Source organism: Streptomyces sp. NPDC087310, from assembly GCF_044744405.1.
Lineage (GTDB): Bacteria > Actinomycetota > Actinomycetes > Streptomycetales > Streptomycetaceae > Streptomyces.
Genome location: NZ_JBIUYF010000002.1, coordinates 135,550 through 159,227, shown reverse-complemented (window position 1 = coordinate 159,227; position 23,678 = coordinate 135,550). Strand labels below are relative to the sequence as shown.

Annotated in this window: 23 protein-coding genes; 16 read left to right on the top strand and 7 right to left on the bottom strand. The window is 72.2% G+C overall.

Going from position 1 to position 23,678, the window contains the following annotated elements; all coding sequences use genetic code 11:
- Nucleotides 1-86: 86 nt before the first annotated feature.
- The gene (locus ACIO3P_RS06780) at nucleotides 87-2,273 is read left to right on the top strand and encodes a tetratricopeptide repeat protein (protein WP_401848719.1); all 2,187 of its coding nucleotides are present in this window, start codon (nucleotides 87-89) and stop codon (nucleotides 2,271-2,273) included.
- Here the strand turns inward: ACIO3P_RS06780 and ACIO3P_RS06775 are convergent.
- Entirely contained in the window at nucleotides 2,257-4,149 is a 1,893-nt protein-coding gene (locus tag ACIO3P_RS06775) for a hypothetical protein (RefSeq protein ID WP_401848721.1), read from the bottom strand. The two genes, ACIO3P_RS06780 and ACIO3P_RS06775, sit on opposite strands and share 17 nt — an antisense overlap.
- Nucleotides 4,150-4,182: 33 nt before the next feature.
- Entirely contained in the window at nucleotides 4,183-4,548 is a 366-nt protein-coding gene (locus ACIO3P_RS06770; RefSeq protein WP_329827741.1) for a hypothetical protein, read from the bottom strand.
- Between the two features lie 169 nt (nucleotides 4,549-4,717).
- Between ACIO3P_RS06770 and ACIO3P_RS06765 the strand changes: the two genes are divergently transcribed.
- The 3 genes from ACIO3P_RS06765 (at nucleotide 4,718) to ACIO3P_RS06755 (ending at nucleotide 6,567) form a co-directional block, all read left to right on the top strand.
- A complete protein-coding gene (locus ACIO3P_RS06765; protein ID WP_329827740.1) occupies nucleotides 4,718-5,029 on the top strand; it encodes a hypothetical protein in 312 nt (103 codons plus the stop codon).
- Between the two features lie 98 nt (nucleotides 5,030-5,127).
- Nucleotides 5,128-6,039, top strand: a complete 912-nt coding sequence (locus ACIO3P_RS06760; protein WP_401848723.1) for a hypothetical protein — start codon at nucleotides 5,128-5,130, stop codon at nucleotides 6,037-6,039.
- Between the two features lie 138 nt (nucleotides 6,040-6,177).
- Nucleotides 6,178-6,567, top strand: coding sequence for a roadblock/LC7 domain-containing protein (locus ACIO3P_RS06755; RefSeq protein WP_329827738.1), 390 nt, complete (start codon nucleotides 6,178-6,180; stop codon nucleotides 6,565-6,567).
- A 110-nt stretch (nucleotides 6,568-6,677) separates the two neighbouring features.
- Here the strand turns inward: ACIO3P_RS06755 and ACIO3P_RS06750 are convergent, their stop codons facing one another.
- Nucleotides 6,678-7,466 carry an IclR family transcriptional regulator C-terminal domain-containing protein gene (locus ACIO3P_RS06750; protein WP_401848726.1) on the bottom strand — a complete coding sequence of 263 codons (789 nt, stop codon included), beginning with the start codon at nucleotides 7,464-7,466 and terminating at the stop codon, nucleotides 6,678-6,680.
- 280 nt (nucleotides 7,467-7,746) lie between these two features.
- Between ACIO3P_RS06750 and ACIO3P_RS06745 the strand changes: the two genes are divergently transcribed.
- From ACIO3P_RS06745 to ACIO3P_RS06705, 9 genes are all read left to right on the top strand, one after another.
- Entirely contained in the window at nucleotides 7,747-8,718 is a 972-nt protein-coding gene (locus ACIO3P_RS06745; protein WP_401848728.1) for an ABC transporter substrate-binding protein, read from the top strand.
- A complete protein-coding gene (locus ACIO3P_RS06740; RefSeq protein WP_401848729.1) occupies nucleotides 8,715-9,506 on the top strand; it encodes an ABC transporter permease in 792 nt (263 codons plus the stop codon). The genes ACIO3P_RS06745 and ACIO3P_RS06740 overlap by 4 nt, the downstream gene beginning before the upstream one ends.
- Before the next feature lie 68 nt (nucleotides 9,507-9,574).
- Entirely contained in the window at nucleotides 9,575-10,330 is a 756-nt protein-coding gene (locus ACIO3P_RS06735) for an ABC transporter permease (protein ID WP_401848854.1), read from the top strand.
- Nucleotides 10,327-11,133, top strand: a complete 807-nt coding sequence (locus ACIO3P_RS06730) for an ABC transporter ATP-binding protein (protein WP_401848731.1) — start codon at nucleotides 10,327-10,329, stop codon at nucleotides 11,131-11,133. Before ACIO3P_RS06735 ends, ACIO3P_RS06730 begins: the two co-directional genes overlap by 4 nt.
- A gap of 299 nt (nucleotides 11,134-11,432) precedes the next feature.
- Complete coding sequence (locus ACIO3P_RS06725; RefSeq protein ID WP_401848732.1) at nucleotides 11,433-13,184, top strand: sensor histidine kinase; 1,752 nt, start codon at nucleotides 11,433-11,435, stop codon at nucleotides 13,182-13,184.
- Complete coding sequence (locus tag ACIO3P_RS06720) at nucleotides 13,181-13,588, top strand: roadblock/LC7 domain-containing protein (RefSeq protein ID WP_329827730.1); 408 nt, start codon at nucleotides 13,181-13,183, stop codon at nucleotides 13,586-13,588. The genes ACIO3P_RS06725 and ACIO3P_RS06720 overlap by 4 nt, the downstream gene beginning before the upstream one ends.
- The gene (locus ACIO3P_RS06715) at nucleotides 13,585-13,959 is read left to right on the top strand and encodes a DUF742 domain-containing protein (protein WP_329827729.1); all 375 of its coding nucleotides are present in this window, start codon (nucleotides 13,585-13,587) and stop codon (nucleotides 13,957-13,959) included. The genes ACIO3P_RS06720 and ACIO3P_RS06715 overlap by 4 nt, the downstream gene beginning before the upstream one ends.
- On the top strand, nucleotides 13,940-14,554 hold the full coding sequence (locus ACIO3P_RS06710; RefSeq protein ID WP_329827728.1) for an ATP/GTP-binding protein: 615 nt from the start codon (nucleotides 13,940-13,942) through the stop codon (nucleotides 14,552-14,554). The genes ACIO3P_RS06715 and ACIO3P_RS06710 overlap by 20 nt, the downstream gene beginning before the upstream one ends.
- 133 nt (nucleotides 14,555-14,687) lie before the next feature.
- Nucleotides 14,688-16,340 carry a cytochrome P450 gene (locus ACIO3P_RS06705; protein WP_401848734.1) on the top strand — a complete coding sequence of 551 codons (1,653 nt, stop codon included), beginning with the start codon at nucleotides 14,688-14,690 and terminating at the stop codon, nucleotides 16,338-16,340.
- Nucleotides 16,341-16,370: 30 nt separating this feature from the next.
- On the opposite strand, the gene ACIO3P_RS06700 is transcribed toward ACIO3P_RS06705, so the two are convergent.
- The 4 genes from ACIO3P_RS06700 to ACIO3P_RS06685 all read right to left on the bottom strand — a co-directional run bounded on the left by ACIO3P_RS06700 (nucleotide 16,371) and on the right by ACIO3P_RS06685 (nucleotide 20,329).
- The gene (locus ACIO3P_RS06700) at nucleotides 16,371-17,453 is read right to left on the bottom strand and encodes a hypothetical protein (RefSeq protein ID WP_401848736.1); all 1,083 of its coding nucleotides are present in this window, start codon (nucleotides 17,451-17,453) and stop codon (nucleotides 16,371-16,373) included.
- A 438-nt stretch (nucleotides 17,454-17,891) separates the two neighbouring features.
- Nucleotides 17,892-19,094 carry an epoxide hydrolase family protein gene (locus tag ACIO3P_RS06695; RefSeq protein ID WP_401848738.1) on the bottom strand — a complete coding sequence of 401 codons (1,203 nt, stop codon included), beginning with the start codon at nucleotides 19,092-19,094 and terminating at the stop codon, nucleotides 17,892-17,894.
- Entirely contained in the window at nucleotides 19,091-19,531 is a 441-nt protein-coding gene (locus ACIO3P_RS06690; protein ID WP_401848740.1) for a hypothetical protein, read from the bottom strand. The genes ACIO3P_RS06695 and ACIO3P_RS06690 overlap by 4 nt, the downstream gene beginning before the upstream one ends.
- Before the next feature lie 201 nt (nucleotides 19,532-19,732).
- A complete protein-coding gene (locus ACIO3P_RS06685; RefSeq protein ID WP_329827723.1) occupies nucleotides 19,733-20,329 on the bottom strand; it encodes a TetR/AcrR family transcriptional regulator in 597 nt (198 codons plus the stop codon).
- A 158-nt stretch (nucleotides 20,330-20,487) separates the two neighbouring features.
- Here ACIO3P_RS06685 and ACIO3P_RS06680 point away from each other — a divergent pair, with 158 nt between their 5' ends.
- The 3 genes from ACIO3P_RS06680 (at nucleotide 20,488) to tdh (ending at nucleotide 23,676) form a co-directional block, all read left to right on the top strand.
- Nucleotides 20,488-21,360, top strand: a complete 873-nt coding sequence (locus tag ACIO3P_RS06680) for a phosphatase PAP2 family protein (protein WP_401848742.1) — start codon at nucleotides 20,488-20,490, stop codon at nucleotides 21,358-21,360.
- Nucleotides 21,357-22,451: a DMT family transporter gene (locus tag ACIO3P_RS06675; protein ID WP_401848745.1), complete on the top strand. Its 1,095-nt coding sequence runs from the start codon at nucleotides 21,357-21,359 to the stop codon at nucleotides 22,449-22,451. Before ACIO3P_RS06680 ends, ACIO3P_RS06675 begins: the two co-directional genes overlap by 4 nt.
- A 190-nt stretch (nucleotides 22,452-22,641) precedes the next feature.
- Nucleotides 22,642-23,676: an L-threonine 3-dehydrogenase gene (tdh, locus tag ACIO3P_RS06670; RefSeq protein ID WP_329827720.1), complete on the top strand. Its 1,035-nt coding sequence runs from the start codon at nucleotides 22,642-22,644 to the stop codon at nucleotides 23,674-23,676.
- The last annotated feature ends 2 nt before the right edge of the window (nucleotides 23,677-23,678 follow it).

Below are 23,678 nucleotides of genomic sequence, written 5' to 3'. Positions count from 1 at the left end.
TGATCAGGACTACCGTTGATCTCGAACCGTGGTGCGAGGCGTCCTCCGACGCCGGGCCACAGATCAGGGGAGCGGGGGAGCGGGACATGCTGGATCCCATGTCGGCGGCGATCGCCGCGGCGCTGGCCGCCGTGGGCGCGGGGATGGCCAACGAGGCGGGGAAGTGGGCCTGGGAATCGGCCGGCGGCCTGGTGCGGCGCATCGTCGGGCGGGAGGTGGCCGCGCCCTCGGGACCGGCCGAGCTGTCCGCCGTGGCCCGGCTCGTCCACGACGGCATACGCGACGACCCCGCGCTCGCCCGCGCCTGGGCGGCGTTCGCCCGTACGGCTCCTCTCCCCGCCACGGCGGACGGCATACCCGCACTGCCGCCCTCCGTACGGTTCTTCACGGACCGTCAGGAACCGATGAGGCTGCTGGAGCGGGAGGCATCGCGCAAGGCCGACGGACGTCCCAGGCTCGCGCTGATCCACGGCCCCGAGGGCATCGGCACCAGCGCCCTCGCCGTCCACTGGGGGTGCAGGGAAGCCGCCCGGTTCCCCGGCGGACAGCTCTACGCCGATCTGCGCGGGGCCTCCGCGGGGACCGCTCTCGACAGCGCCGTGGTGCTGCGCAGTCTGCTGGTCCAGTTGGGCATGGACCAGGACGACATCCCGCCGAGCGCGGCGGACCGGCGCGCCGCGTTCCGGCGCTGTGCGGCCGACCGGCGGCTGCTCGTCGTGCTCGACCACGCGCACTCCTCCGCGCAGGTCCGGCCGTTGGTGACCTCCGCGCCCGGGGTGTTCACGGTGGTGGTCGCGCGCCGGCCGCTGCCCGGACTGGACGCGGTGCCCGTTCCGGTCGGACCGCTCTCCGACAAGGACGCGCGCCGACTGCTCACGGAGCTCGCGGGCCGACAGACCGTGGCCGCCGCCCGCGCCACGCTGCCGCGGGTACTGGAGCGGTGCGGCGGTTCGCCGTACGCGCTGCGGGCAGCCGCGCCCCTTCTCTCGGAGCCGGAGCCGGAGCCGGGGCGGGTGGCGGTGGCGGCTCCGCTCTCCGACCCGGCCCTGACCCAGCACTGTACGGAGGAGGATCCTCCCGTGTCCGCCCACGACCCCGTCCGTACCGCGGCCGAGCGGACGTACCAGGGTCTGGAGCCCGGTACGGCCCGGATCTACCGGCTGATGTCGCTGCGGGAGTGGCCCGCGCTCGGACCGGCCGTCGTCGCCCAGGTCGCCGGGATACCCGAGGCCGAGGCGGCCCGGTCCCTCGGAGCGCTGGCCGACGGGCAGTTGCTGGAGCTGACGGACACCGGCCACTTCCGCTACCGTCCCGCGATCCGGGGCCACGCGGAGGAGGCCGCCTTCCGCACGGACGGCATCGCGGCCTGCTCGGCGGCCATGACCGGCACGGTGCGGTGGTATCTGCGCCTCGCGGTACGGGCGCGGCTCGCCGCCCTGCCGCAGGCATGGGCGATCGGCCCGCTCTACGACGAACTGGCGGCGAGCGCCGGCCCGTACGGCGACGAGGGCGAGGCGCTCACCGCCCTCCGCGCCGAGCTGGGCAACCTCGTCCAGGCGGTGCTGGCCGCCGAGGAGTTCGGCGACCCCGACTCCGTCTACCAGCTCTGCCAGGCCCTCTGGCCGCTCCAGCTCAAGGCGGGCCACCACGACGAGATCCTTCCGGCGCTCCGCGCGGGGGCACGGATGGTGGACACCCACCACCCCGGATCCCGGATGGCCGGGCGCATGCATGTGCTGCTGGCGCTGAATCTGATGGAGCTGTGGCAGTACGAGGAGGCCGAGACGCATCTGACCGCCGCCGTACGGGCCGAGGAGCAGGCAGGGCACCGGCGCGGCCAGGCGTCCGCCGTCGAGTCGCTCGGGTTGCTGCGGCTGCGGCAGTGGCGCTTCGAGGAGGCGTACGCGTGCTTCGACGAGGCGTCAGCGGTCCTGGACGGGACAGGACCCGACGACGAGGGCGCCCGCGATCTGCCGCGCGCCCGCGCCCTGTTGGAGCGGCACCGGGGCCGGGCCCTGCGCGGACTCGGCCGCTTCCCCGAGGCCACGGAGCGCCTGGAGACGGCGCTCGGCTTCTTCCGGGCCGGCGCCGATCCGTACAACGCGGCGAGGACACTCACCGACTTGGCCGAGACCCACCTCGCCGAGGGGCGTCCGGAGAGCGCGCTGCCGCTGATCGACGAGGCGACGGCCACACTCGACAAGGAGAGGGCCGCCCACCACCTCGCCCATCTGCGGGCCCTGCGCGAGCGCTGCGTCAGCGCTCAGGACTGACCGGTGCGGTGGGGTCGGCCGATGCGTCCGGTGTGACCGGCATGACCCGCGTGACCAGCGTGACCGACACCTGACGGAGGTCCGCGCCGGTCCGTACGGTCAGCACGCCCGCCGGTAGCTCCTCCAGTGTCCCTCCCCCGGCCAGCCAGGCATGGAGGGCCGAGGCATGGGCGGCGGGGTCCGCCCCGTACAGGGGGCCGTCGGGGGAACGGTCGACGAGCCGCAGCAGGGATCCGGCGCGGGTACGGACCGTACACACCCCGTCCTCGGCGACGAACGCCGCCAGGGCGGCGTGCGGATGGCGGGCCAGCACCTCCTCGGTCCACCGCTCGGGGCCGCCGAACCGGGGGTCGTCCGCCGCGCCGTACCGGAAGACCACATCCGCCAGGGCGAGCCGCCCCGGATCCAGGGTGTCCTCGTGCACGGCGGTGTGCGCGTCCCCGTGGCCCGGGGGCTCCGACCGGGGATCCGCGTACCGGGCCACCTCGACCTCGCCCGCGCCCAGCAGCCGGGTCACCACCCTGAGCGGGGCCGTTCGGGTGACCCGCTCGTAGGGCGGCAGCGGCAGCGGGTCGAGCAGCGCGGGCTCCGAGGGCTCGGGGATGCCGATGAGTCCGTAGAAGTGGCGCCGTAGCAAGGTCGCCGCCGCACCGGGGACCGATGAGACCAGCTCGGCCGGTCCTGGTTCCGGCTCCGTGGCCGACGGGGGAGTCGGCGGGGGACCCGGAGGCGACGGCGGTCCTGGTCGTCCGTTCAGCAGCGCCTCCAGTTGGGGCCGGAGCGGAGCGTGGGGCGAGAGCCGGGGTGCCCGCCGTACGAACGCGGCGACCGGCGACCCCGCGTCGAGGCCGTCCGTCGATGCCGCGCCCAGCAGGACGGGGGTACCGAGGGCGGCCCCGTAGTAGGTCACGGAACCACCGTCCCCGATGATCACATCGGCCGCGATCAGGGCCTGACGCCACCCGTCCAGGGGGTCCACCAGCGCCAGACCACCCCGCCGGGCCCGGTCCAGCCAGGCGCGGACCTGCCCGGGGCCGTGACCGTGCCAGATGTTGGGGTGCAGCACGGCGGCCGGACGGTAGGTGTCGGCGGGCAGCTCGGAGGTGAGGCGCGGCAGCAGGGACGGCAGCACATCGTCTGCCCCGCCGTCCCCGAAGAGGGAGTCCGGGTTCCAGGTCGAGTTGAGCAGGACAAGCCGCTGCCCCCGATGGACACCGAGGGCCCGGCGGAAGCGCTCGCGGTACGGCAGGGCGGCCAGCACGCGGTCGAAGCAGGGGTCACCGGCGAGGACGGCGGTGGGAACCGCTTCCGGGCAGGCGGCGCGCAGCCGCTCCACCTGTTCGGGGTGGGAGAGAATGAGTGAGTCGGCTACCGGTGTGCCGTCGGTGAGCAGCCACTCGGGCGAGAGCCCGAAGACCGGTGGCGCCGTACCGGCATCCCCATCCCCATCGGCCGAAGGGCGTCCGGTGTCCGGTGTCCGGTGTCCGGTGTCCGGTGTTGCCAGCCTCTTATTGTAGCCAACGCCGTGGGAGAGGACGGTCAACTTCCCTTTTATTTCATGGAGTTGGCCGCCGAAGCTCGCCGAGATCGCCAGGTCCACCGGGAGGGCCACCGCCTGCTCCCACGGAAGCACCGGCACGCCGGTCTGCGCCAGGAGGCCGGCCACCCCGGCCTGGAACGGTGACGAACCGGTGCACGTGGCGAGCATCTGGATCCGCAGGTCGTCCCTGAAGAGCGGGAGCACGTCCAGCAACCGGGTCGTCGACGTCACGTTGTGCACGACGAACAGCACCAGCCGGCACCGCCCGCGCGTCGTCCACCGCGCGGAGCCGGCGCCCACCGGCACCCGTATCCAGCCGTCCCGCCCCTCGTCCATCCATCCGTCCCGCGTCGACGCGCCGCCGTGACCTCAGATCGAGAGTTCGGTCTCGATCCGCTTGAGGTTGTGGCGGGCCAGCGCGAGGTTGGCACGGGTGCGGTCGAGTGCGAGGTAGAGGAAGAGCGATCCCTGGGTGGACAGCAGCGGGCGGATCAGGTGGTACTGCTTGCCCAGGGTGATCAGGATGTCGATCACGGTGTCGTCGATGTCCAGCGTCGCGAGGGTGCGGATCTTGGCGCGCACGACCTCGGTGTTCCCCGCCGCCGCGACCTCCAGGTCAAGTCCCTGCTCCCCGCCCAGCGTTCCGAGGGACAGCCCGCTCTCGTAGTCGACCACGGCCACCCCGAGCGCGCCGTCGATCGTCATGGCCTCTTTGAGCGCGGTCTCAAGGTTCATCGTGTGGTCCTGTTCTGAAAGAGCCGAAACTTTGCGGACGAAATAATGCCAAACCTGGTCACCAGGGGACTAGTTGAAGACTAGAGTACTGTGAAATCAGCCGTAACTCGAAGGGATGTCAGTGTCAGCGATCGAATCGTCTCTCTCCCGGCTCATGGAGATGCCGGGGATGACAGGGGCCGCTCTGGTGGACGCGGTCACCGGTCTCACGTACTGCGTGGTCGGAGACGCTTTCGAGGTCGGGGACGGCAGGGAGGCGGCCGAAGTCACGGCCGTGATCGCGGGACAGGTGGACCGCGTGGGGGACGAAAGCGAGTTGGAGAGCGTGATCGTGACGAGCGTGCGCCGCTACCACGTGGTGCAGGCGGTGCGGCGCGCGGGTGACCCCGTGCTGCTGGTCGCGGCGCTGGACCGCGACCGGACGAATCTCGCCCTGGCGATGCGCCGGCTCGCGGAGCACGCGGAAGGCGTACTCGCATGAACGACGGGTCCGACCCCCAGGGGCCTTCGCAGCCGGTCCCGTTGTGGACGGGTCCCGCGCGGACCCCGGCGGCTCCCCGAGTGCAAGCCCCGGGGGAGTTGCCCGCACCGGCTCCCGTCCCGGCCGGTTCCGCGCCGCGCAATGTCACGGCGTTGCTGGTACGGCTGCACCAGGAGGGCTACAGCGGTACGGTGTCGGTCTCCGGGGCACCTGGCGGAACGATTCACCTCAGGAACGGCCTGATCAGCGCGATCGAAACCCCCGGGACCCCCTCGGTCGAGTCCGCTCTGCTGAAGTCGGGCCGGATCGGGGACGAGGGGTGGGCGTCCGCTCTCGCGGCGACCCAGGACGTGGCAGGTCTCGGGGCGGCCCTCGTCGGCCAGGGACTGGTGGGCGAGACCGAGTTGGAGGTCCTCTGCACCGCGACGATCTACGAGGGCGCCTTCGCGATGGCGCTCACCCGGCCGGACGGCTGGGAGGTGGGCGCGCCCGCCCAGACCGTGCTCGCGGGGCATCCCGCGCAGCCGCAGAGCGTCGCCGAGGAGACCGCGCGGCGGCTGACGTTCGTCACCGCTCGCTGGGGGTCGCCCGGCGAACTGGCCAGGACCCGGCTGCGGCCCTCGGTCACCGCGGAACGGGCGGCCGGCAGGCTGGCACCGCGTCACACCGCGCTCCTCGCCCTCGCCAACGGCCGCCGCACACCGCGCGACCTCGCCTTCTTCCTCGGCCGGGGACTGTTCGCCGTGATGGTGGATCTGATCAGGATGGACGAACTCAAGCTCGTCCAGTGGGAAGGCGACCGGCGCCCGGCGGGCAGACCGAGCACCGCGCCCCGCGTCCCGGGCGCAGGCGCCACCACCGGTGGGTCGGGGGCGGCGCCACCACCGGCCGGTTCCCTGCCGCGCCGGGTCCCCGGCCCCCGACCCCAGTGGGCACCGGGCGTCAAGCCGGGAGCGGCGCCGACATCACCCGGCGGCGCGACGGGACCGGAACACCCGCGGCACCGGTAACCCACAGCACGTCAGAAACCCTCAGGACAGACGGACGCTTGTGACCCGGCCCCGGTACACGGCCGGAGCCTTGTAGAACGCCCCACGGCAGGCCCCACGGCAGGACCGCTGCCGGATCATCACCAAGGAGCGATAACCATGCACGCAGACTCGTCCGTCACGTCACTCGTCGAAGTTCTGGCCTCGCTGCGGGAACGGGTGATGGGGGCGTCGGAGAGCGTTCTGTCCACCGCCGACGGCCTGATGGTCGCCGCCGACACCGACACACTCCAGCCGGAGTCCGTGGCGGCCCTCGCCGCCGCCACCCTGGGGCTCGGTCAGCGCATGGCGCAGCAGGCCGACGCGGGCGCGCTCCGCGATGTGGTGATCCGCTGCGCGGCCGGGCAGATCATCGTCCTCGCGGTGGGCGACCGGGCGCTGCTCTCCATCCTGGGCGACGAGGGGATGGACATCGCCGCGCTGAAGCGGGAGGCTCCGGCCCTCGTGGACGAGCTGGTCAAGCTTCTCGAAGGGGATGTGCCCGCCTGAACCGGCGGGTTCCGGGGCGGATACGGGTGTACGGGGCGGGCGGCGGCAGGGCCCCGCTCCCCGAGGTCGCCCGTCCGCCCCGGTTCCCCTCCGCCCCGGTTCCTCGCCGCTCATCTCCGTGGCGCCACCACGCGCAGGTCGGCCTCGATCCGGGCGACCGTCGCGAGCAGCGGGGGCAGCAGATCACGCCGTACCGACTCGATCGAGTGACGGCTCGCGTGGACCGGGACGTTGACCGCCGCGATCACGGTGCCCGTCCGGTCCCGTACGGGTGCGGCGACCGAGCGCAGGCCCTCCTCCAGCTCCTGGTCGACCAGGGCGTACCCCTGACGCCGTACGCGCTCCAGCTCCGCGCGCAGCAGATCGACGGAGACGGTGGTGTACGGGGTGAGAGGGGCCGGCTCGGTGCCCTTGAGGCGGGTGTCGCGCTCCTCGTCGGGGAGAAAGGCGATCAGTACGCGCCCGACCGAGGTCGCGTGGGCGGGGAAGCGGGTGCCGACGGTGATCGACGCCGTCATGATCCGGGTCACCGCGACCCGTGCCACATAGACGACGGCGTCGCCGTCCAGCACGCAGAGCGAGGACGACTCGCGTACCTCGGCGACCAGCCGTTCGAGGTGCGGCTCGGCGATCTCGGGCAGTGAGAAGCTGGAGAGATACGCGTACCCCAGTTCGAGGACGCGGGGGCTGAGCCGGAACAGCCGCCCGTCCGTGTGGACATAGCCGAGATCGGCGAGCGTCAGCAGGAACCGGCGCGCGGCGGCCCGGGGGAGGCCGCAGAGCCGGGCCACCTCACTGAGCGTCAGCTCCGGATGGTGCGTGTCGAAGGCGCGGATCACCGACAGCCCCCGTTCGAAGGACTGGACGAAGTGAGGTTCGCGTGCCGGGGCTGCACTCATCGTTGCCTCCGTCGACCCTGATGTGTGTGACGGGTGATCCGCTGGTCCGCGTACGACTGTGCGTGACGCGCACGCTAGGAGCCGGGTCCGAGGGCTGTCAACAACGCCTCGTGTGCCTCGCCGTTCTTTCACCCAATTCTCAACTCCCTTGTCCCAAAGGGTTGATGAGAGCGTCATGCACCGTTGACCGGTGACTGCGGCTGCCCCTATGTTCCCGCTGGGAAACGCTGTGCGATCTGCGCACGGTCCGTGGCACGTTCCGTCCGGCAAAGGGGGGTTCATGCGTCGACTGTCCATCGCGGCCATCGCCGCCGCGTTCCTGGTCACCGCCACCGCGTGCGGCGGATCCGGTTCGGGGGGCGGCGGTACGGGCGAAGGGGCGTCCGGCGGCACGACCCGCGTCCAGGTCGGGATCATCCCCATCGTGGATGTCGCGCCCCTCTACCTGGGCGAGAAGAAGGGCTTCTACGCCTCGCGGGGCCTCGACCTCACCATGGTGACCGCCCAGGGCGGCGCGGCGATCGTGCCCGCCGTGGTCGGCGGACAGTTCCAGTTCGGCTTCTCCAACATGACCACCCTGATGATCGCCCAGGTCAACCGCGTCCCCGTGACGGCCGTCGCCAACGGCATCGCGACCACCGGCGAGCAGGGCGCCGACTTCGCCGGCCTCACCGTACGGAAGGGCAGCCCGATCACCTCGGCGAAGGAGCTGGAGGGCAAGAAGGTCGCGATCAACACGCTGAAGAACATCGGCGACACATCCGTACGGGAATCGGTCCGCAAGGCGGGCGGCGACCCGGCCGAGGTCGACTTCGTCGAGCTGCCCTTCGACCAGATGCCCGCCGCCCTGGCCGGCGGCCGGGTCGACGCCGCCCTGGTGGTCGAGCCCGCGCTGGCCACGGTCAAGAGCCAGGGCGGCACCGTCATCGCCTCCAGCTACGTGGACGTCTCGCCCGATCTCACCGTCGCGATGTACTTCACCTCCACCCAGTACGCCCAGCGGAACCCGGAGACGGTGAAGAAGTTCCAGGAGGCCACCGCCGAGTCGCTGGAGTACGCCAACAGCCACCCCGACGAGGTCCGCCGGATCCTTACCACCTACACGAAGATCCCCGAGTCGATGCTGCCGAACCTGGTCCTGCCCCGCTGGCCCGCGCGGCCCGACCGGGCGTCGATCGAGACGCTGGCGAAGCTCGGCGAGCAGGACGGCACCCTCAGCTCCACGCCCGATCTGGACACGCTCCTCCCATGACCAGGGCAGGCGGAAAGAGCCTGGTCAACGCCGCGTTGGGGGCCGGAGGCGTGGTCGCTCTCCTCGCCCTGTGGGAGCTGGTCCCGCGTACCGGACTGGTCTCCGCCGACTACCTCCCGCCCGTCGTCCGGGTGGCGGGCGCTCTCGGTACGGAGCTGTCCGACGCCACGTTCTGGACCGCGCTCGGCGACACGCTCACCGGCTGGGCGCTCGGCCTGCTGATCGCCGTCGTCGCGGGCGTCGCCGCCGGTGTCGTCCTGAGCGTCGTGCCGTATCTGCGCGAGGCGACCGCCTCCACCGTCGAATTCCTGCGGCCCATCCCCTCGGTGGCGCTCATTCCGCTCGCCGTCCTCCTCTACGGCACGGATCTGCGCTCCACTCTGCTGCTCGTCGTCTACGCCTCGTTCTGGCAGGTCCTCGTCCAGGTGCTGTACGGCGTCACGGACGTCGACCCGATCGCGGAGGAGACCGCACGCTCGTACGGGCTCGGTACCTGGGCCCGTATTCGCTACGTACTCTGGCCGACCGCCCTGCCGTACATCATGACCGGCGTACGCCTGGCCGCCGCCGTCGCGCTCGTCCTCGCGATCACCGCCGAACTCGTCATCGGGACACCGGGGATCGGCGCGCGGATCGCGGTCGCCCAGACCTCGCAGGCGGTGCCGGAGATGTACGCGCTGGTGGTGGTCACTGGAGGACTCGGCCTGCTCATCAACGTCGGCGCCCGGGCCGTCGAGCGGCGTGCGCTCGCCTGGCACCAGTCCGTACGGGGCGAGGCGGCCCTGTGAAGGACACCGCGGCCACTGCCTCCGCCGCTCCCGCCGCCACGAGCGCGCCCCGGCGCGCCGTGCGTCAGATGCTGTTCGTCCTCGGGCTGCCCGCCCTGCTCGTGGCCGGCTGGTGGATCGTCTCGGACTCCAGCACCAGTCTCTACGCCCCGCCGCTGCGTACCGTGGCCGCCGCCTTCGGCACGGTGTGGACGGGCGCGCGGATCGCCGACGACGTGGTGCCCAGCCTGCTGCGCCTCACGGCCGGGTACGCGCTGGCCGCCGTCGCCGGAGTGGCGCTCGGCGTCGTCATCGGCTCGTACCGCCGGGTACGCGCCGCGACCGAACCCGTCCTGGAGTTCCTGCGGGCCGTGCCGCCGCCCGTGCTCGTGCCCGTCGTCATGCTCTTCGCGGGCATCGGGGACACGATGAAGATCGTGGTCATCGCCACCGGCTGTGTCTGGCCCGTCCTCCTCAACACCGTCGAGGGAGTACGGGCGGTGGACTCCGTACTGGCCGAGACCGCGCGGTCGTACGGCATCGGCGGCACCGCCAGGATCCGCCATCTCGTGCTGCGCTCGGCGAGCCCGCAGATCTTCGCGGGGCTGCGCCAGGCCCTGTCCATCGGGATCATTCTGATGGTCATCAGCGAGATGTTCGCGGCCAGCAACGGCCTCGGCTTCGCCATCGTCCAGTTCCAGCGCGGCTTCGCCATCCCCGAGATGTGGAGCGGCATCCTGCTGCTCGGCGTCCTGGGCTTCCTGCTCTCCCTGCTGTTCCGCGCGGTCGAACGCCGGGCTCTCGGCTGGTACCACGGTCTGCGCAGGTCAAGGCGGTCGTCATGACCATCACGGAGGGGGACGGGATGCTCGACGTACGAGGGCTGCGCAAGGTCTACGAGGGGCAGGGCCGCCGGGTCGAGGCCGTCCGCGACCTCACCTTCTCCCTCGGCGCCGGCGAACTGGCCTGCCTGGTGGGCCCCTCGGGATGCGGCAAGACCACCCTCCTCAAGTGTGTCGCCGGGCTGCTCGCGCCGACCGAGGGCGAAGTCCGCCTGGCGGGACGGCGGATCACCGCGCCGCCGCCCGGTATGGCCGTCGTCTTCCAGGAGTACGGACGCAGCCTCTTCCCCTGGATGCGGGTGCGCGAGAACGTCGAACTGCCCCTGCGCGGACGGAAGTCGCTCGACCGGAAGCGGCGCGGCGAACTGGTCGAGGACGCCCTCGCCGCCGTCGGCCTGGCGGACGCGGGCGGCGCCTACCCGTGGCAGCTCTCCGGCGGCATGCAGCAGCGTGTGGCCATCGCCCGGGCCGTGGCGTACGGACCCGAAGTGCTGCTGATGGACGAGCCGTTCGCCGCCGTCGACGCCCAGACCCGCGCCGAGCTGGAGGACCTGGTGCGCGGGCTCTGGCGCGAGCGGGGCATGACGATCCTGTTCGTCACGCACGACATCGACGAGGCCGTCTACCTGGGGGAGCGGGTGCTGATCCTCTCCGCCTCGCCCACCGTCGTACAGGAACAGATGAAGGTCGACCTGCCGGAGGAGCGGGACCAGCTCCACACCCGGGTCGCCCCGCGCTTCGCGGAGCTGCGTACGCGGGTGTACGAGCAGATCCAGCTCGCCAAGCGCGGCGCCGGGGCGCCCTGACGGGACGCTCTGCCGGGCTTCGCCCAAAGAGGCGCGTCCGTACCGGCGTTCCGGGTGGGTGTTCGTAGGCCGCACTGATGTCGTCACCCTTGGTGCTGTCACATCACCACAGCGTGCAAATTGGCGAAGTCTATGCCCCCTGGGGCGCCTGTGCATGAGGTTGCGTGAATATGCCGAAGTGCCGATCAGGCCGGGCTAGGCTCTCGCGTTACGCGCCGAGTTGATACGTAATCAGGCACTTGTTCCCAGGTTCCTTGATTGTTCGAAAACCGACCTGAATCGACCGCCAGAGGGCTTACATGGTTCGTCTTGAAGCACCACCCAAGGAACAGGCACCCCCCAAGGAACAAGCACCATTCAAGGAACAAGCGTCGCCGGGAATCCGCGTGCTGCTCCTCCCCGTCCTCCTCGTCACCGCGGTGACCGCCCTCGTGGTGGTCCTCGCCGAGGACACCGCACGGATACCGCTCGCGCTGTACGGGGCGGGAGCCCTGGTCGTCATCGCCTGGTGCGCCCTGGAGTTGGCGCGCCGCCGCCGGGCCGTCGGTGTGCTCCACGAGCGCTACGCCCACCGGATCTCCCTGCTGGAGGGCCGTCTCGCCCAGCACGACGAGGAGAGCGTGCGGCTCGGCAAGGAGCTGATGCCCGCCGCGGTGTACCGGCTCCGCCAGGGCGAATCACCCGACGAGGTGATCCGCGCCGTGGTCGACGGCGACGAGCGCTACCGCGAACTGCCCCTCGCGCAGCGCGCCCTGCTCAAGTCCGTACTCCAGATCGTCGACGACGAGGAGGCCATGCGCGAGTCCGCGCAGCGCGCCTTCGTGAACATCGCCCGCCGCGTCCAGTCCCTCGTGCACCAACAGGCCAGTGAACTGCGGGAGATGGAGAACGCACACGGCCGCAACCCCGAGGTCTTCGACGACCTGCTGCGCATCGACCACGGGACCGCGCTGATCGGCCGGCTCGCCGACTCCATCGCCGTACTCGGCAAGGCCCGCCCCGGCCGCCAATGGCCCCGGCCCGTACCGCTGTTCAGCGTGTTGCGTGGCGCGATGTCACGGATCCTGGAGTACCAGCGCGTCGACCTGCACTCGATCGCCAAGATCGCGATCATCGGCACCGCCGTCGAACCGCTCATCCACGCCTGCGCCGAACTCCTCGACAACGCCACCCGCTACTCGCCCCCGCAGACCCGCGTCCATGTCACCGCCGTCGAGGTGCAGACGGGGATCGCCATCGAGATCGAGGACGGCGGCGTCAGCCTCAGCGAGGAGGCGCGGGCCCGTGCCGAGAGCATGCTCGCGCGCGCCCAGGCAGGTATCGACCTCAACGACCTCGGCGACACCCCCCGGCTCGGCATGGCCGTGGTCGGACGGCTCTGCCAGATGTACCACCTTCAGGTCTCGCTGCGGCAGTCCGCGTACGGCGGCGTGCGCGCCGTGCTGATCGTGCCGCGCTCCATCGTGACCACCGGGCCCGCGCCCGGTATCGCCCATGGCATCGGCGCCTCGGCGCTGCCCCGGGGCACCACCTCGGACCTGCCCACGACCGATGTACTGCGCCCCGCCAACCGTGTGCCGCGGCCGGTCACCGGACCCCAGCGCCCGGCCCCGGTCGCGGTGGCGGGGGAGGACGACGCGCCGGTGGTGACGGAGTGGACGGAGAACGGACTGCCGCAGCGGCGCAGCCGGGGCCGCGCCCCGCTGGGCTCGCACAACCTCGGCCTCCACTCCGCCGGGCCCCGGGGCGGCGACCGGGCGTACGGCCCGTCGACCGGGGGCACGAACGCGGGCACGAACGGGGGCACCAACGGCGCCACCAACGGCCAGGTCCACGGCGCGCCGTACGGCCATGGCGGGGCCGGCGCGCCGGCCGGGACCGGTGACCGTACCCCGGAGGGGAAACCCGGACCCGGCATCTGGCTCGAAGCGTTCACGAAAGCGGTCAACGGCACCCCCGGGGAGCCGCCGGCCGGGACAGAGGAGCCGCCGGGCCGGACCGGCGATCACGGCGAATCCGACGATGTACGGGGCAAGGGAGATCTGAAGTGATCCAGCAGCGGGCGAACATGGACTGGATGCTCAAGGAGCTCGCCGACGGGGTGCCGCAGATCCAGCAGATCGTGGTGCTCTCCGCCGACGGACTCAGGATCGCCCGGCACGGCGGCGACCCGGACGTGGCCGACCGGCTCGCGGCGGCCTGCGCCGGGCTCCAGAGCCTGGCCGCCGCGGTCGCCGCCGAGATCCCGCTGAGCGACGGCCGGATGCGGCTCGTCGTCATCGAGGTCGGGGGCGGTTTCTTCTACCTGATGGAGGCGGGCACGGGCGCCTACCTCGCCGTCCTCGCCGACGACACCGTGGACGCGGGGCTGGTCGGCGCCCGGATGCGGGACATGGTGGTCCGGATCGGAGCCCATCTCACCAGTCCGCCACGCCATGACGGGCAGTCCGGATGACCCCGCCTCCCCGACGCGAACGCCGCATGCCCGAAGCGGACGTGGGAGACCCGGAACGGCTCTATGTGATCACCGGTGGCCCGGACGGTGCCGAACGGGCCCCGCTCGACCTGGTCACCATGATCGTGGCCCAGGACGACCCGTCCCCGACGGTCCAGCCGGAACAGGCCGCCATCCTGCGCCTCTGCCACCGACCGCTCTCCGTGGCCGAGATCTCCGCGTATCTCAGCCTCCCCTTCAGCGTGGTGACCGCGCTGCTGACCGAACTCCTCGCGACCGAGCTGGTCGAATCGCGCGCGCCGATCGTCCGCGCCGCGCTTCCCGACCGGTCCCTTCTCGAAGCGGTGATGCATGGACTCCAGAAGCTCTGACACGATCACCGGCCCCAGGACCGAGGACATCCTGCCCACCACGGCCACCTCAGCGGTGAAGATCGTGATCGTGGGCGGGTTCGGGGTGGGCAAGACGACCATGGTCGGCTCCGTCAGCGAGATCAGGCCCCTCACCACCGAGGAGACCATGACCCAGGCCGGGGTGGGGGTGGACGACAACCGGGGTGTGGAGAGCAAGACGGCCACCACCGTCGCCATGGACTTCGGCCGGATCAGCATCACCGAGCACCTGGTGCTCTATCTCTTCGGCACCCCCGGCCAGGAACGCTTCTGGTTCCTGTGGAACGGCCTCTTCGAAGGCGCCCTGGGCGCGGTGGTCCTCGTCGACACCCGCCGCCTCGAAGTCAGCTTCGACGTCATCGGACGCCTGGAGGAGCGCGGCGTGCCGTTCGTCGTCGCCGTCAACACCTTCCCGGACGCGCCGCACCACCCCGTCGAGGCCCTGCGCGCCGCGCTCGACCTGCCCGACGAGGTGCCGATGGTCGACTGCGACGCACGGCTGCGGGCGTCGAGCCGCGATGTGCTGCTGACGCTGATGAGCTATCTGCACGAGCTCTCCGCGCCGCCCGGCTGAGCCGCCCCGCCCGCCCGAACCGCGCGGCGCCCCGCTCGCACCGACCCCGTCCTGCCGTACACCCCCTGCCGTATGCCGTATGCCGTATGCCCCCTCTCGTACGCCCCTTCCCGGCCCGACCCCTGGAGCGACCGTGACCACCCCGTTTCCCCATCGACCCGGGCCGGACGGCCATGCCGCGCCGCCCCCCGGCTGTCCGGCCCACGGCATGGACTCCGGCGCCCCGCCCGGCACCGGCCTGCCCATCGGCCGCGTCAACGGCACGGGCCCCGGCGGGGACGGCCCCGCCCCGGACGGCCCGGCCCCGGAAAGCCCGCTCCAGGCCGGGCCGCGCCGGCTGTACGGGCCCGAGGCCGAGAGCGACCCGATGGGCCTGTACGAGAAACTGCGCGCCGAACACGGATCCGTGGCGCCCGTACTCCTCCACGGCGACGTGCCCGCCTGGCTCGTCCTCGGCCACAGCGAGAACCTGCACATGACGCGCACGCCGTCGCAGTTCTCCCGCGACTCCCGGCGCTGGCGCGCGCTGCACGACGGCAGCGCGCCGCCCGACCACCCCCTGGCGCCGATCTTCACCTGGCAGCCCATCTGCGTCTTCGCCGACGGCGCGGACCACGAGCGGCTGCGGGGCGCGGTCACCGACTCGATCGCCCGTATCGACCACCGGGGCGTACGCCGCTACATCAACCGCTACAGCAACCGGCTGGTCAACGAGTTCTGCCAGGCCGGGCACGCCGATCTCGTCAGCAGCTTCGCCGAGCACCTGCCCATGATGGTGATGGCGCAGATCATCGGGATGCCGGAGGAGTACAACGAGCGGCTGGTGCAGGCAGCCCGCGACATGATCAAGGGCACCGCCACCGCCAACGAGAGCAACGCGTATGTGATGGCCGCCCTGACCCGGCTGGTCAAGCGGCGCCGTATCGCACCGGAGGAGGACTTCGCGACCTGGCTCACCCGGCATCCGGCCGGGCTGACGGACGACGAGGTGAGCCAGCATCTGCGGCTGGTGCTCATCGCGGCGTACGAGACCACCGCCAACCTGATCGCCAATGTGCTGCGGATGGTGCTCACCGACCCCCGGTTCCGCGCCCAGTTGAGCGGCGGCCACATGACGCTGCCGGAGGCGGTCGAGCAGACCCTGTGGGACGAGCCGCCGTTCACCACGATCTTCGGCCGCTGGGCGGTCGGTGACACCGAACTCGGCGGGCAGCAGATCAAGGCGGGCGACGCGCTGGTGGTCGGGATCGCGGCGGCCAATGTGGACCCGGTGGTACGGCCCGACGTCCACGCTTCCATGCGGGGCAACCGCGCGCATCTCGCGTTCAGCGGCGGCCCGCACGAGTGCCCGGGACAGGACATCGGACGCGCCATCGCGGACACCGGGATCGACGCGCTGCTGCTGCGCCTGCCGGACCTGCAACTCGCGGTGGAGGAGCACGAACTGAGCTGGTCGGCCGCGCTGATGTCCCGCCAGTTGCGGGAGTTGCCGGTGACGTTCGCGCCCCGGCCGCCGCAGGACGTCACCGGGCCGCCGAACGCGACGTCCCCCGTACCGCGTCCGCGGTGGCAGGTCGACTCGCCCTCGCCCCGCACCGTACCGAGCACGCCGTACGTCCCCGAGGCGGCGGCGTCGCCGGCCCCCGAGCCACCGTCCACGGACGACGGTGGGCCGGTGCCGGTGCCGGTGCCGGTGCCGGTGGCAGGGGTTCCGGAGCAGCGTACGGGCAGCAGCGCGCCCCGGCGGGCGTGGCGGGCCGTGGCCCGCTGGTGGCGCGGGTACTGACGGAAGGCGATGAAGGGGGAGGGAGGTGGGTCAGCGCACCGGGGCGAGCTGGTCCCACCACCAGGCGATCGTCGGGATGGGAAGCGGTTCCAGGCTGTTGTCGGCCGGCTGCTGCTTCCACCACCCGCCGGGCGGGGTCCGCGGACCCGAGGACACGGTGTAACGGGGGCAGTGCGACGCCCAGTCGAGATGGCCGCGGACGAACTGGCCGAGCCCCCGTACATAACGGCGCAGACCGTCGTCCGCCTCCGCCTCGACCTGCGCGGCCAGCCGGTCGAAGAGCACCATCACCCGGTCCCGCATCGCCACGACCCGGACGAGGGCGCGCTGCGGATCGCACCCCTGTTCCTGGCACACCACATCGATCAGATTGAGGTCGTCGCCCGCCCGCTCCAGCTCCTTGTTACGGGAGTAGAGGTCGTTGTCCCAGCTCACCAGCGTCCAGGTGATCTCCGTGAGGGCCTGTACGCGCGGGTCCTGGAGGTCCTCGTCGGACACGGAGAAGCCGCCGACGATCTCGATCATGGCGGTGGACGGCGCCATGCCGATGGCCCGCATCCACAGCGTGACGTAGTCGTCGATCGACGGCAGCCGGGCGTCGCTCCGCCAGGACGCCTCCCACACCAGCCCCGAGGTGTAGACGCGCATCGCCTCGGTCAACCGGCGGAGCTGGCGGGCCGAGGCGTACCGCTCCAGCTCCCGCCGGATCCCGCGCAGCGCGGCGGTGTGCGGGGAATCGGTGGCCGAACGCGCTTCCGGTGCCTCCAGGGCGCGCATGATGCGTGAGGTCTCCTGCACCATCAGATCCGCCGTCGCCGCCGACTCGTCGCACACCCCGTCGTCCAGGGAGAAGAGGACGGCGTGCAACTTGGCCATCAGGGTGAGGGGTTCGAGCCGTCCGTACGGCATCGTCGACGCGGCCAGTCCGCCGAAGTCGCAGACGGCGAGACGTTTGAGCTGCCGCTCGTCCTGGTCGAGCCGCTGCCGGCGCATCCACCGTACGGTGCGGTCGTTGAGGGCCTCGCCCGAGCGGTGCCGGGCGGGCGGAACCGGACAGTAGAACGGCACGGCCGGAAGCTGCTGAGCCAGGCGCTGTTCCGAGACGCAGGTCACGATCGGCCTCCAGATGCGGGGACGGGCGTAGTGCGGTGCGCTGACGAGGCGCGATGTCGTGGGGGCAAGGCGTAGTGGAGCGTATCTGGCCATGTCGGATCGTCAACACCGGTGCATGTGCCCGCCGCCTGGCTGGAATTGACTGATTGTGAGCTGTCCTGATCAAGCTGGTGCGCGTTCCGGTAAGCCTCACGGGAGAGCGCTTCGCGCCCCCCTGGTACGGACTTCCTCGCGCCGCCGAGCGCCGTCATCCGCCTCCTCACCACGCCCCGGCCGGTGCCCGCGACGGGGCTCCCGGCGGCGTTTTCGTCACGGCCCGTGTCCGGGCCGTGCAGAATCGACCATTCTCCGGATCGCTGACACTACGTCAATGAATGGTCCCATGAGGAGACGAACGCACCCGATCCATCTCAGCACGGCCCCGTCCTCCGGCCGCGCTCAGCGCCGCGCGCGGAAGCGACGGAAGAAGGCCCGGACATCGCCGACGAAGAGACCGGGCTGCTCCAGGGCGGCGAAGTGGCCGCCGCGGTCGAACTCCGTCCAGTGGACGACGGGGTGGTCCCGCTCGGCGAGCCGCCGCACCGGACGCGCGAGATCCCCGCCGAAGACCGCGACACCCGTTGGTGTGGGATACGGCTCGCGCACCGGACCGGAAGGGGCACGGGTGTGCGGGGAGCGGGCGTGCTCCCAGTACAGCCGCGCCGACGAACTCGCCGTACGGGTCAGCCAGTAGAGCATCACGTTGGTCAGCAGCCGGTCGCGCGGCACCGCGTCCTCCGGTAGCCCTGCCGAGTCCGTCCACTCCCCGAACTTCTCGACGATCCAGGCGAGTTGACCGACCGGCGAGTCGGTGAGCGCGTACCCGAGCGTCTGCGGCCGGGTGCTCTGGAGCAGCGCGTACCCCGACATCTCGGCGTACGCGTCGGCCGTACGGCGCAGCCGCTCCCGGTCCTCGTCGCCCAGTGCGGCGGCCACGGCCGGATCGTCGGGTGGCGGTGTCAGCAGCGTGTTGACATGGACGCCGACGACATGGGAGGCGTCCGCGCGGCCCAGTTCGAGGGTGATCGCATGGCCCCAGTCGCCGCCCTGCGCGCCGTAGCGGTCGTACCCGAGCCGCCGCATCAGCTCGGCCCACGCCCGCGCGACGCGGCGCACGTCCCAGCCGGGGCCGGGGGTCGGCCCGGAGAGCCCGTAGCCGGGGAGGGAGGGGATCACCAGATCGAACGCGTCGCCGCCGGCCGACGCCGGAGGATCCGTCAACGGGCCGATCACATCGAGGAACTCGACCACGGATCCGGGCCAGCCATGGGTGAGCAGCAGGGGCAGCGCGCCGGGCCGGGGCGAGCGGATGTGCAGGAAGTGCACGGTGGCGCCGTCGATCGTGGTGGTGAACTGCGGAAATCCGTTGAGTTCGGCCTCCTGGGCGCGCCAGTCGTAGCCGTCGGCCCAGTACGCGGCCAGCTCCTGGAGATAGGGGAGCGGGACGCCCTGCGACCATCCGGGACCGGTGGCCGCGGCGGGCCAGCGGGTCGCCGCCAGCCGGGCGGAGAGCTCGTCCAGCTCCCGCTGCGGTACGGCGAGGGTGAAGGGGGTGAGCGCGGCGGAGGCGGGAGAGGGGGAGGCGGCGGGCGGGGGTGTCATGTGCGGTCCTTGTCGTCGTCCGGGCCACCGGCCAGGGCCCGCGCGGCTTCCACTTCCGTGGCGTCCCAGCCGATCGAGCCGGTCCGCGGCCGTCGGCCGTCCTGCTCGTCGATCCAGCGGTTGTGCGCCTCCCAGGCGGCCTGCTTGCTGGTGCCCAGGGCCGCCCCGATCCGGGACCAGGACGCGCCGGCGCGGCGCGCCGACCGTACGGAGAGCTGACGCCCGTACGCCGCCTTGCGGGCGATCAGCTCGCCCAGCGCCAGCAGCTCCAGCGTCTCGTCACGGCTCAGCGCGGCGACGCCGGAGAACGCGCCGTCCGGGCCGTCGGCGCCGTCCTCGTCGGGGTCGGACAGCGACTCGCGGGTGCGCAGCTCGTCGTAGCGCGCGACGGCGGTGCGCAGGGTGAAGCGGGTTTCCAGCTCATCGGGGGTGGACATGGGCCGAGTCTTCCGTCAGGGCAGCTTGACGTCAAGGTTTCTTGACGAACAGGTGAGGCGGCCCTCCGGCCCCGACGGCCCCGGACATGGCGGTGGGCCCCTTCCGGAGAAGGAGCCCACCGTCATGTGGTGCGCCGCTCCCGTCCCCACGGTGCGGCGCGGACGGACCGTCGTCATCCGCTCGGAACGACGGTCCGCCGGTCAGGGGTGCGCGCCGGTCCGCAGACCGAGCGCGGGAAAGACCGCGGCCTCCAGGAACCGCGTGAGATACGCCTCATCCGCGTACCGCCCCTCCGTCGTCGGCCGCGCGCGCATCACGCCGATGAGCTGGGCGGCGACGAACTCGATGGCGGGATTGTCCGCGGCCAGCTCGCCCCGGGTCACGGCGCGCTCCAGCATGGCCTCGATGGCCGTGATCTCCGGTTCGATGAGCGTTTCCCGCAGCGCCAGCAGCAGCTCCGGGTTCTGGAGCGCGGCATGGCTGAGCGCGTGGAGCAGTGCCGTGTCGCGTCCCGCGCCGAGCGCCGCCACGCGGACCGCCGCCCTCAAGTCCCCTTCCAGCCCACCGGTGTCGACATCCGCGAGCATGGCGCAGCGGGTGCCGCGCAGCGCGGCGGCGACGAGCTGCGGCTTCGTACGCCACTGCCGGTAGAGCGTGGACTTGCCGCAGCGGGAGCGGGCGGCGACGCCCTCCATGGTCAGTGCGTCGTAGCCGCTCTCCCTGAGCAGTTCGAGAGCCGCCTCGTACAACTCCCGTTCCCGTTCCGGGGTGATCTTGGAGCGGCGCTGCGACGTCATCGTCTCTCCTCGGCTCTCGCGCTGACACATCGATACGGCAGTGTACCGATACGCCAGTGTACCGAAACGAATCCGTTTCGGTACACTGGCGTATCGATAGGGCCGGGTGCAGACCCCGCCGCCGTACCACCACGTCGTCGCAGGACGCCGTGTCGTCCATGCAAGGGGGTCGGGTGGTGCACCACCACACCCGCACTGGGCCCGCCGAACGGAAGCAGCGCTCTTCCGCCCGACCGCCCCTCGTACGAGAGCTGATGCTCGTCACCGGACTGTTCCTGGTCTACAAACTGGGCAGGCTCCTCGCCGACGGCCGCACCGGCGAGGCGTTCCACAACGCCGACCGCGTCCGGGGCTGGGAGCGCGCCCTCGGGCTGCCGGGCGAGGGCGGTGTCCAGGGGGTCCTGCTGCACAGCGAGACGCTGGTGCAGGCCGCGAACACGTACTACGCGGCCGTCCACTTCCCGGCCACCGTGCTCTTCCTCGGCTGGCTCTACTGGCGCGGGCCCGGCCACTACGTCCGGGCCCGCCGGGCCCTCGCCACCCTGACCGGCGCCGCGCTCGCCCTGCACCTGCTGATGCCGCTCGCGCCGCCGAGGCTGCTCCCGGCGACCGGACTGGTGGACACGGCGCGGGTGTACGGGCCTTCGGTGTACGGGCCGAGCCCCGCCACCGATCCGATGGCGAACCAGTTCGCGGCGATGCCCTCGCTGCACGTCGGCTGGGCCCTGATGGTCGCGGTCGGGCTGATCGCCGCCACCCGGTCACGGTGGCGGTGGCTCTGGCTGCTGCACCCGCTGGTCACCCTGTTCGTGGTGGTCGGCACCGCCAACCACTACTGGCTCGACGCGATCGTGGCGGGCGCGCTGCTCGCCGTCACCCTGGCGTTCCTCAGGGCGCCGCGCCCTGAGTCCGCACCGCACGGATCCCTGGTCGTACGGTCGGCCCTACCGGCGCCGCCACAGGAACCGGATCCGGAGCCTGCCGGGGTTCCGGTCGCGGTCCGGGGCACCGCCGCGGGAGCGGTCCGATGAGCGCCGGGATGGCCGTCGCGGTGGCGCTCTCCCTCGTCTCCGCCGTCGCCTACGCCTGCGCGGCCGTCGCACAAGAACGCCTCGCCGCCCGTACGCGGCAGGGCACGCCGCTCCTCAGCCTGCTGCGCAGGGGCCCCTGGTGGTCGGCCGTCGGGCTGAACGCCACCGGCGCGCTGCTCCATGTCGTGGCGCTGACGTACGGCCCGCTCACGGTCGTCCAGCCGCTGGGCGCGCTCACGCTCGTCGCCGCCGTACCGCTGGGCGCCCGCCGCGCCGGGCGCCAGGTCAGCCGGGGCGAGTGGCGCGGCACGGCGCTCACCCTGGTCGGTCTCGCGATCATCCTGCTGACGGCCGCCGGGGCCTCTCCCGAGCGGACGCTCACCCTGCCGCAGGCACTCGGCGTCGCGGGCGTCGCCATGGCCCTGGTCGCCCTGCTGACCAGGCCCGGAGCCCGGCCGGGACTGCGGCACGCGGCGGCCTCCGGGATCATCTCCGGCGTAGCCTCCGCCCTCACGCAGACGGTCACGGTCGCCGCCACGGAGCGCGAAGGGGCCACCGGCGCGCTGCCCCTCTGGCAGGTCGGGGCCGTGGCCCTGGTCGTCGCGGCCTTCGCCTCGGGCGGTCTGCTGCTCTCGCAGACGGCCTACCGGGGCGGCCTGGGAGCCCCGCTCGCGGTGCTGACCCTGGCCAATCCGGTCGCCGCGTCCGTCATAGGTCTGGCACTGCTGGGCGAAGGGCTCCAGGGCGGTGAACTGGGCGTCGCCGCCGCGCTCGTGGGCGCCGTGGTCGCGGCGCGCGGCGTGGTGCTGCTGACGCGGACGGCCGCGGTGACGGCAGGGACGGCGGGCCCGTCGTCGACGCCGGAGCCCGTCCCCGCCGGCTCCGCCCCTGCCGTCTCCGTCCCCACGTACCGCGCCGCCACCCTCCGCGCCGAACGCCGCCGGCGGAGGGCCGGCGCCACCCGGTCGGCCGTGTCCCGGCGCGCGATCTGCCCCGTACCGGCCGACCCGGAAGAGGCCGAGGTCACCGGCCCCGTGGGGCGCGTACCCCGCCAACGGCGGCTTCGGCGGCGCTCCCGGGCCGCCGCGTGAGGCCGGTGTGAAGCTGCGCTGTGGGGCCGCTTAAGAAATCCTCGATGGACCGGAACGGTCGCGGTCGGCACATTGGAGTCGATCACCGCACAGCGATCACCTCACTGCGATCACTCCACTGCGATCACCGCACGGTGACCACAGCACAGTGATCACCGTTCAGCACCATCACCCCCGGGAGCCGCGCCCCATGAAGGCACTTGTGAAACAGAAGGCCGAGCCGGGGCTGTGGCTCATGGACGTACCCGAGCCGGAGACCGGCGACGGCGACGTGCTGATCAAGGTGGCCCGTACCGGCATCTGCGGCACCGATCTGCACATCCGCTCCTGGGACGGCTGGGCCCGGCAGGCCGTCACGGCACCCCGGATCCTCGGCCACGAGTTCGTCGGTGAGGTCGTCGCCGTCGGCGCCGCCGTACGGGAGGTCGCCGTCGGTGATCTCGTCAGCGGCGAGGGCCACCTCGTCTGCGGCACCTGCCGCAACTGTCTCGCGGGCCGGCGCCATCTCTGCCGCAGTACGGTCGGCCTCGGCGTCGGCCGCGACGGCGCCTTCGCGGAGTACGTCGCCCTGCCCGCCTCGAACGTCTGGGTCCACCGCTCCGACGTGAACCTCGACATCGCCGCGATCTTCGACCCCTTCGGCAACGCCGTGCACACCGCGCTCTCCTTCCCGCTCGTCGGCGAGGACGTGCTGATCACCGGCGCTGGCCCCATCGGGATCATGGCCGCCGCCGTCGCCCGGCACGCCGGGGCGCGCCATGTCGCGATCACCGACGTCAGCCCGTACCGCCTGGAACTGGCCCGCAAGGTGGGCGCCACCCTCGCCCTCGACGTCTCCGCCCCCGGCAGCGGCATCGCGGAGGCCCAGCGTCGGCTCGGCCTCAAGGAGGGCTTCGACATCGGTCTGGAGATGTCCGGCCGGCCCGAGGCGCTGCGCGACATGGTCGACAACATGACGCACGGCGGCCGGATCGCCATGCTCGGCCTGCCCGCCGAGGAGTTCGCGATCGACTGGTCGAAGATCGTCACCTCGATGATCACGATCAAGGGCATCTACGGCCGCGAGATGTTCGAGACCTGGTACGCGATGACCGTGCTCCTCGAAGGCGGGCTCGACCTCACCCCCGTCATCACCGGCAGCTACGGGTTCGAGGAGTTCGAGGCCGCGTTCGACGAGGCGGCCACCGCCCGCAGCGGCAAGATCATCCTCGACTGGACCGGCTGAGC